The 8,595-nt window shown below is 69.9% G+C and carries 7 protein-coding genes; 5 read left to right on the forward strand and 2 right to left on the reverse strand.

Translation table 11 applies throughout. The features are described 5' to 3' along the window. The coding region (locus G6030_RS01915; RefSeq protein ID WP_182642026.1) for a GAF domain-containing protein at window positions 1-591 on the reverse strand (591 nt) is incomplete at its 3' end. Window positions 592-748: 157 nt separating this feature from the next. Here G6030_RS01915 and G6030_RS01920 point away from each other — a divergent pair. Then, the gene (locus tag G6030_RS01920) at window positions 749-2,539 is read left to right on the forward strand and encodes a long-chain fatty acid--CoA ligase (protein ID WP_182642027.1); all 1,791 of its coding nucleotides are present in this window, start codon (window positions 749-751) and stop codon (window positions 2,537-2,539) included. A 61-nt stretch (window positions 2,540-2,600) separates the two neighbouring features. Here G6030_RS01920 and G6030_RS01925 read toward each other — a convergent pair whose 3' ends face one another. Then, a complete protein-coding gene (locus G6030_RS01925; protein WP_069390383.1) occupies window positions 2,601-4,409 on the reverse strand; it encodes a long-chain fatty acid--CoA ligase in 1,809 nt (602 codons plus the stop codon). Between the two features lie 173 nt (window positions 4,410-4,582). Between G6030_RS01925 and cysK the strand changes: the two genes are divergently transcribed. The 4 genes from cysK to fdhD all read left to right on the forward strand — a co-directional run bounded on the left by cysK (window position 4,583) and on the right by fdhD (window position 8,456). Then, on the forward strand, window positions 4,583-5,518 hold the full coding sequence (gene cysK / locus G6030_RS01930) for a cysteine synthase A (protein ID WP_007629536.1): 936 nt from the start codon (window positions 4,583-4,585) through the stop codon (window positions 5,516-5,518). Next, window positions 5,518-6,126, forward strand: a complete 609-nt coding sequence (gene epsC, locus G6030_RS01935) for a serine O-acetyltransferase EpsC (protein ID WP_182642028.1) — start codon at window positions 5,518-5,520, stop codon at window positions 6,124-6,126. Before cysK ends, epsC begins: the two co-directional genes overlap by 1 nt. Before the next feature lie 217 nt (window positions 6,127-6,343). Continuing rightward, entirely contained in the window at window positions 6,344-7,687 is a 1,344-nt protein-coding gene (locus tag G6030_RS01940) for a glycosyltransferase 87 family protein (RefSeq protein WP_182642029.1), read from the forward strand. Beyond that, complete coding sequence (fdhD, locus tag G6030_RS01945) at window positions 7,635-8,456, forward strand: formate dehydrogenase accessory sulfurtransferase FdhD (RefSeq protein ID WP_182642030.1); 822 nt, start codon at window positions 7,635-7,637, stop codon at window positions 8,454-8,456. The genes G6030_RS01940 and fdhD overlap by 53 nt, the downstream gene beginning before the upstream one ends. Window positions 8,457-8,595 lie beyond the last annotated feature (139 nt).

Raw genomic sequence — 8,595 nt, forward strand, 5'->3', positions numbered from 1 at the left:
CTCCGCCGCCCCCGCCGTCCCGGGCACGAGCACGCCGGCCGGGGTCGACCGCAGCTCGGCCTCGGCGAGCAACGCAGTGGCCCTGACCAGGGCGAGCATCTCGTCGGAGGCCGCGGAGTCGTGGCCGGTCACGTCGATACCGCCGACCACCCGCCCTGTCACGGGGTCATGGACCGGCGCAGCCGAGCAGCTCCACGAGTGGGCGGGCGCGAGGAAGTGCTCCGCGCCGCGCACCCGCACCGGGACGTCGTGCCTCAGCGCGAGGCCCGGCGCGTTCGCCCCGACCGCGTCGTCACTCCACAGCGCCCCCGGCACGAACGCCATCCGCTCCGCCCGGGACCTCACCCCGCGGTCCCCGTACAGCCACAGGAGCCGGCCGTCGGCGTCGGCCACCGCCACGAGGTGCCCGCTGGTCACGACCCCGGACACCAGGACCTTCTCGACCATGGGCAGCACCGCCGCCATCCGGTGCGCGGCCAGGTGCTCGGACAGGTCGGCACCCTGCAGGTCGACCGGCGGATCCGTCCGATCCGGGTCGATCCCCCGTCGCCTGCTCCGCTCCCAGGACTGCGCGACGATCGCGCTGGCCATGGCTGGCCTCCCCGCCGACATGCCGCAAGTGTAACGACTATCACAGAACATGACGTCACCCTCATAAACGAATCCAAATAACCGGTGCTTGCCACAGGGGGCGGCGACCCCTCTACAATCGTCAGTGATTCAGGCCACACATGATTTAAGGACCGAGATGACGACCGAGTTCGCCACCCCGCCAGCCGCCAAACCCTTCCCTGTCGAGAACCTGTCGAGACTCGTGTTCAAGAACGCACAGGAGGCGCCGAACGACGTCGCCGTGCTGCGCCTGGTCGGCGGCGACTGGAAGGAGGTCACCTGCGCCCAGTACCTGGAGGAGGTCAAGGGCGTGGCCAAGGGCCTCATCGCCCGGGGCGTGAAGCCCGGCGACCGACTGGCGATCATGAGCCACACCCGCTATGAGTGGTCGCTCATCGCCTGGGCGGCCTGGGCCGTCGGCGCGGTCACCGTGCCGATCTACGAGACGTCCTCGTCCGCGCAGTGCGACTGGATCCTCACGGACTCCGACGCGACCGTCGCGGTCGTCGAGGACCTCGAGTTGCGCGAGGTGCTCACCGCCGGCACCGACTGGTCCGGTGACATCCTCGTGATCGAGAACGACCTCGTCGCCCAGCTCACCGAGGCCGGCGCGGCCGTCTCCGACGAGGAGCTCGAGCAGGCCTCGCTGGCGATGGGCCACGAGGACCCCTGCGCGATCGTCTACACCTCCGGCACGACCGGCAAACCCAAGGGCTGCGAAATCCTGCACGGCGGGTTCGGCGGCGTCGTGGTGGCCGTGGAGGAGCAGCTCCAGGACGCGTTCGTACCCAACAGCCGCACCCTGATCTTCCTGCCGCTGGCCCACGTCCTCGCCCGCATCCTGGAGGTGGCCTGCTTCTACAAGCGCGTGGCCGTGGCGCACGAGCCGGACACCACCAAGGTCATCGAGCGCCTCGGCGAGATCCACCCCACCTTCCTGGTGTCGGTGCCGCGCGTGCTGGAGAAGGTCTACAACTCCGCCGCGGCAAAGGCAGAGAACGCCGGTGGCGCGAAGGCCAAGATCTTCAAGGCCGCCGTCCAGACGGCCATCGACTACTCCAAGGCCCTCGAGAACGGCGGCCGGCCGTCGGCCGCGCTGAAGGTCAAGCAGAAGCTCTACTCGAAGCTCGTCTACTCGAAGCTGCACGACGCACTGGGCGGCGAATGCGACCGCATCATCTCGGGCGGTGGGCCGCTGGGCGCCCGCCTGGGCCATTTCTTCCGCGGCGCCGGGTTCGACCTGCTCGAGGGCTACGGCCTGACCGAATCCTCGGGCGTGCTCACCGTCAACCCGACCAACCGGGCCAAGATCGGCACCGTCGGCACGCCGATCCCGGGCGTCACCATCCGCATCGCCGAGGACGGCGAGGTCCTGGCCAAGGCCAAGACACTGTTCAAGGGCTACTGGCGAAACCCGGAGGCGAGCGAGGCCGCGTGGACCGGCGAGTGGTACCACACCGGTGACATCGGCGAGCTCGACTCCGACGGCTACCTGTCCATCACGGGTCGCAAGAAGGACCTCATCGTCACCGCCGGCGGGAAGAACGTCTCGCCGTCACAGCTCGAGGACCTGCTCACCTCCGACCCGCTGATCAGCCAGGCCGTCGTGGTGGGCGACAACCGCAGCTACATCGCGGCGCTCGTCACGATCGACCCGGAGACGTTCCCGGCGTGGCGGGACAGACACGGCAAGACCGGCGAGGTCTCGGACCTGCTGCAGGACGGCGACCTGGTCGGCGCGGTCCAGGACGCGGTGGACCGGGCCAACAAGTCGGTCTCCCGCGCGGAATCCATCCGCAAGTTCAAGATCCTCGCGGCCGAGTTCTCCGTCGAGTCCGGCGAACTCACTCCCACCCTCAAGCTCAAGCGCAACGTCGTGCACGACCGGTTCGACAGCGAGATCGAGTCGCTGTACACCGGCGCCTAATCCGCCGATCGTGGGAGCGCCCGGGCCCGGACGGGTTCCGGGCGCTCCCACATCCGCCCGATCAGACGTACATGCCCTCGATCTGCTCGGCGTAGTGCTGCTCGACCACGTGCCGCTTGACCTTGAGGGTCGCCGTCAACTCGCCCGAGTCCTCAGTGAAGTCGCGGGGCAGTACGACGAACTTCTTGACGCCCTCGGCGTGTGAGACCTGCCGATTGGCATCGTCCACGGCGGCCTGGATCTCGGCGCGCAGCGCGGGGTCGGTGACCAGGTCCTCGACCGGCCGGCCGCTGCGATCGTTCTCCGCCGCCCAGTTCTCGAGCTCGACCTCATCCACCGTGATCAGCGCGGAGACGAACTTGCGGGCCTCACCGATGAGGACCGCGTGGCCGACGAGTCGATGCGCCCGGATCGCGTCCTCGATCTGCCCCGGCGAGACGTTCTTGCCGCCGGCGGTGACGATGATCTCCTTGGCGCGACCGGTGATCGTCAGGTATCCGTCCGCGTCGAGCGAACCGAGGTCACCGGTGGCGAACCAGCCGTCGCGGACGGCCTCGGCGGTGGCCTCCTCGTTGTTCCAGTAGCGGTCGAAGATCAGCTCGCCGGCCAGTTCCACCTCACCGCTGTCGGCGATCCGGACGCTCGTCCCGGCCACGGGTCGCCCGACGGTGCCGATGCGCTGGCAGCCGGGACCGTTCACGGTGGCGGCGGCGGTGCTCTCGGTGAGCCCGTAGCCCTCGTAGACGGGCACGCCGACTCCGCGGAAGAAGTGCGAGATGCGGTCGGGCAGGGCGCCGCCGCCGGAGATGGCGTACTCGCACCGGCCGCCGAGCGCCTCGCGGATGGCCTTGTAGACGAGCAGGTCGAGCGCCTTGTACCGGGCGGCGTGCAGGAGCGAGGGCCGGCGCGCGTCGTCCAGTCCGTCGTTGCCGCGCAGACGGCTGTCCTCGATGGCGACCGCTTCGGCGCGCTCGAAGATCCCCCTCTGAACCGCGCCCTTGGCGGCGGCCTTCGTGGCGATCCCGTCGCGCACCTTCTCGAAGACGCGGGGGACCCCGAGAATCATGTGCGGCCGGAAATCGGCGAAGCGCGGGAGGATGGTGGAGGTGTCGTCCCAGAAGCCGACGGTCGCGTCACCGAGGTAGACCGTGTAGGTCACGGCGCGGGCGAGCACGTGGGCCAGTGGCAGGAACATCAGGACCTTCTTGCCCTGCTGCGCCATCGACCCGATGGGGTGGTCGAGCAGCGCGTGACACTCCGACAGGAGGTTGCGGTGGGTGATCACGCAACCTTTGGGCCGTCCGGTGGTGCCGGAGGTGTAGATGATCGAGGCGGGGGTGTCGAGCTCGAGAGTGGCCACCGCGGCGTCCAGGGTCTCGGCCTCGACGGACTCGCCGTCGGCCTCGAGGGCCTCGAGCCCGCCGTCGTCCAGGTAGAGGATCCGGGTGCAGGTGTCGGGGACGGTCGTGTCTCCGACGACGACGACGTGTTCATCGTTCTCGGCCACGAGAACCTTCGCCGCGGAGTCGGCGAGAATCCATTCGAGTTGCCCCGCCGAGGATGACGGGTAGATCGGCACGGTGATGGCTCCGGCGGTCCAGACGGCGAGATCGACCAGCACCCATTCGAGGCGGGTTCCGGCCATGAGCGCCACCCTGTCCCCGGGCTCGACGCCGGCCGCGATGAGTCCGGCCGCGATCCTGTCCACGCGCTCGACGAGTTCGGCGTTGGAGACGGATCGCCACCGGCCGTCGACGTGATGGTCGAACGGGACCGCCCGCGGCGCCGTGGCGGCGCGCCCTCGCGCCACCACCGGGATCAGGTCGGAACGTATGAAGTTTCGCTGGGCGGGGACGGTGATCTCGCGCATGCCGGAGGCGGCCTTTCGGGCGACGATGAAAATGGAGCGCAGTCGATTATCGGCCCGACGGGCGCTCGTGGCAATCAGGGGACCATTCCCTGGCCACACCCTCGAGCCATCTCGACCCATCGCGTACACTCGCGAATAGACAGACCTGTTCATTCTTCAGAACGGAACACACCATGGCGCAGATCTACTCCGACATCTCTGAGACCATCGGCAAGACCCCGCTGGTCCGTCTCAACTCCCTGACCGAGGGACTGCAGGCCACCGTCCTGGCCAAGCTCGAGTCCGCCAACCCGGCCGCGAGCGTGAAGGACCGCATCGGCGCGGCGATCATCGACGACGCGGTGGCGTCGGGCGGCCTCAAGCCCGGTGGCACGATCGTCGAGGGCACGTCCGGCAACACCGGTATCGCGCTGTCCATGGTCGCGGCGGCCCGCGGTTTCAAGGCCGTCATCGTCATGCCCGACACCATGTCGGTCGAGCGCCGCGCCGTGATGCGCGCCTACGGTGCCGAGCTCATCCTCACGCCGGGCTCCGAGGGCATGAAGGGTGCGGTGGCCAAGGCCGAGGAGATCGCCGCGACGCGTGAGAACGCCGTCCTGGCGCGCCAGTTCGCCAATCCCGCCAACGTGGACGTCCACCGCCGCACCACCGGCCCCGAGATCTGGGAGGACACGGACGGCGACATCGACGTGTTCGTGGCCGGCATCGGCACCGGCGGCACCATCTCCGGCGCGGGCAACTACCTGCGCTCGCAGAAGTCGGACCTGCACATCGTCGCCGTCGAGCCCAAGGACTCGCCGCTGCTGACCGAGGGCAAGGCCGGACCGCACAAGATCCAGGGCCTGGGCGCCAACTTCGTGCCCGAGATCCTCGACCGCGAGATCTACGACGAGGTCATCGACGTGACCCTCGAGGACTCGCTGGAGATCGCCAAGCGGCTCGGCAAGGAGGAGGGCATCCTCGCGGGCATCTCCTCCGGCGCCAACGTGTGGGCCGCCCTCGAGATCGCCAAGCGCCCCGAGAACGCCGGCAAGACCATCGTCGTCATCGTGTGCGACTACGGCGAGCGCTACGTCTCTACGATGCTGTTCGAGGACTACCGCGACTGATGACGCAGACGTCCGACCGCCCGGCGGGGTTCTGGCGCACGCTGCGCGAGGACCTCGCCGCGGCGCGCGCCCATGACCCGGCCGCCCGGGGCGACGTCGAGAACGCCGTCGTCTACTCCGGCCTGCACGCCATCTGGTTCCACCGGCTCTCACACCGGCTGTGGAACGCCGGCGGCGCCGGCCGGACCGCCGGGCGCGTCCTCTCCCAGTTCGCCCGGTTCCTCACGGGGATCGAGATCCACCCCGGCGCCACCATCGGTCGGCGCTTCTTCATCGACCACGGGATGGGCGTCGTCATCGGCGAGACCGCCGAGATCGGCGATGACTGCATGATCTACCACGGCGTCACTCTTGGCGGCGTCTCGCTCAAGCAGGTCAAGCGGCATCCGACGCTCGGGGATCGCGTGACCGTGGGTGCCGGGGCCAAGATCCTCGGACCCGTGGAGATCGGGGACGACTCGTCGGTGGGCGCCAACGCCGTCGTCGTCAAGAGCGCCCCCGCGAACTCGATCGTCGTAGGCGTCCCCGGTGAGGCCCGCCCGTCCAAGTCGACCAAGGAGGAGCTGCGCGACGCGCAGTTCTACATCGACCCGGCCATCTACATCTAGCCGGGCCGCCCGGCGGCGCCCACGCCCTGCCGACCTCGCCGCGCCGGCCCCGCCGTGCCGTCGAGAGGACAGTTCCGCACACATCGCCCGAGTGGATGCGTGCGGAACTGCCTTCTCGTCGAGTTCGGGACGACCGACGCGTCGGCCGCGCCCATCTCGGGGCGGTGGCGGAGTGACGGACTCCCCCCCGCGCCGACGAGGGCTAGGCTCTGCCACTGTGCGAGTGCTTCCCACCACCTACTGGCTGCGCGGACCGCTGGCCCTGCTGGCGCTGGCGTCGGTGATCATGGTCCTGCGCGCACCCGACGAGCGGACCCCGTGGTGGGGGATCACCCAGAGCTTCCTGGACGTCCACGTCTACCGCTGGGGCGCCGAGGCCGTCCGGTCCGGCACTCCTCTCTACGAGGGCCTGCTCTGGGGGCCCAACGCCCGCTTCTTCGCGGAGATGCCGTTCACCTACCCGCCGTTCTCCGCGTTGCTCTTCCAGCCGCTGCCGCTGCTCTCCGAACCGCTCATGATGGCCGGCTGGACGGCCCTCACCCTGGGGCTGTTGTACCTGGTCATCCGGATGTCGTTCCGCGCGCTCGACTACGCCCCCGACACCGTCACCCGGCAGGTGTCCCTGTGCCTGGCCCTGATCAGCCTGTCGCTCGAGCCGGTGCGCACCACCGTCTGGCTGGGCCAGATCAACATCATCCTGCTGGCGCTCGTCCTCGCCGACCATCTCCTGTCCCGGATCGGCCCTGACCACCGCTTCTCCCGGTGGCGCCACATCGCCGGCATCGGCAGCGGACTCGCGGCGGGCATCAAGCTGACGCCCGCCTTCTTCTGGGCCCACTGGGTCGTCACAGGGCGATGGCGCGTCGCCCTCGTCTCCGTGGCAACCTTCCTCGCGACGGTGGCAGTCGGCTTCCTCGCCATCCCCTCGGACGCCGCCCGGTACTGGTCGGGCACGGTCTTCGAGTCGGGCCGCATCGCCCAGGACTCGGTGGTGTCCAACCAGTCGTTACGGGGGGTCGTCGCCCGGGTCCTCGGCGTCGACGCCGCTCCCACCGTCGCCTGGCTGGCCCTGGCGGCGCTCGCCGCGGTGGTCGGGTTGGCGATGGCCGCCCTGCTGCACCGGGCCGGCCACCAGCTCCTGGCGTTGACGCTGTCCGGGATGACGATGTCGGTGGTGTCTCCGTTCTCGTGGGGCCACCACTGGGTCTGGTTCGTACCGCTGCTGGTCCTCGCGGTCCACCACGCGATCGCCGGTCGTCGCTGGTACCTCTGGCTCCTGCCGCCGCTGCTCTGGGCCGCCACCGCGGCCTGGGTGCAGAGCTTTCCCAACCCGGACTTCCCCGACGACCGCTGGGTGGCGATCGGGTTGTTCATGCTCGGGGGTGACATCCCCCCGGTGGTCTTCGGGGTGATCACGAACATCTACCCGCTGCTCTGGCTGGTCACGGTGGTGCTGGCGGCGGTGCTGGTCCGACGCTCACACTCGGACGGCGCTAGGCTGCGCGGATATGGGACGACGGACGACTCGTCACCGGGCGCAGCGGGTTCTGGCCGGGGGTGACGCACGGCGGGAGGTGACGACCCTCGCCGTCGAGGAGCCGCTCGAAATCCGGGTCGCCGGCCAGCCGTTCGTCGTCACGATGCGCACCCCGGGCGACGACATGGATCTCGCCGCGGGGCACCTGGTCTCCGAGGGGGCGGTCTGGCACCGCGATCACCTGCCCGAGATCTGCTACTGCACCACCGTCAGCGGTCGGGCCGAACAGGACTACAACACCCTCACGGTGACCCTCTCGCCGGACATCCCGGCAACCCGGTCCGCGCGGGCCACCACGATGAGCAGCGCCTGCGGGGTGTGCGGCGTGGACTCGATCGACGAGGTGCGGCGCTCGACCCACTTCCCGGCCGAGCCGGTGGAACCCCTCGTCGACGCCGAGGTGCTGCTGGCGCTGCCCGAGCGGCTCCTCGACCACCAACGCCTGTTCGGTAAGACGGGTGGCGTCCACGCGGCGGGGCTGTTCTCCGCCGCCGGCGAGCTGTTGTGCCTGCGCGAGGACGTGGGCAGGCACAACGCCGTGGACAAGGTCGTGGGCTGGGCTCTGCGCGAGGGGCGACTGCCGCTGCGGGGAACCATCCTGCAGGTGTCGGGTCGGGCGTCGTTCGAGCTCGTGCAGAAGGCGTCCATGGCCGGGATCCCCGTGATGTCGGCGGTGAGCGCCCCGTCGTCGCTCGCCGTGGACCTGGCGGAAGAGGCCGGCGTGACCCTCGTCGGGTTCAGCCGGGGCGACCGGGCGACGGTATACGCCCATCCCGAGCGCATACGGGACTGAGCGCGCCGCCCGCAGGCCTCCGGTGCCAACTACACCTGACCCACCGGGCGTCGCGGCTCGGCGGCGGCCTCGGCGCGCTCGCCGTACGGCACGTACCCGCGACCGGGCGCGACGACCAGCAGGACCAGCGCGGCGCCCG

The organism is Dietzia sp. E1, from assembly GCF_014145015.1.
GTDB lineage: Bacteria > Actinomycetota > Actinomycetes > Mycobacteriales > Mycobacteriaceae > Dietzia > Dietzia cinnamea_A.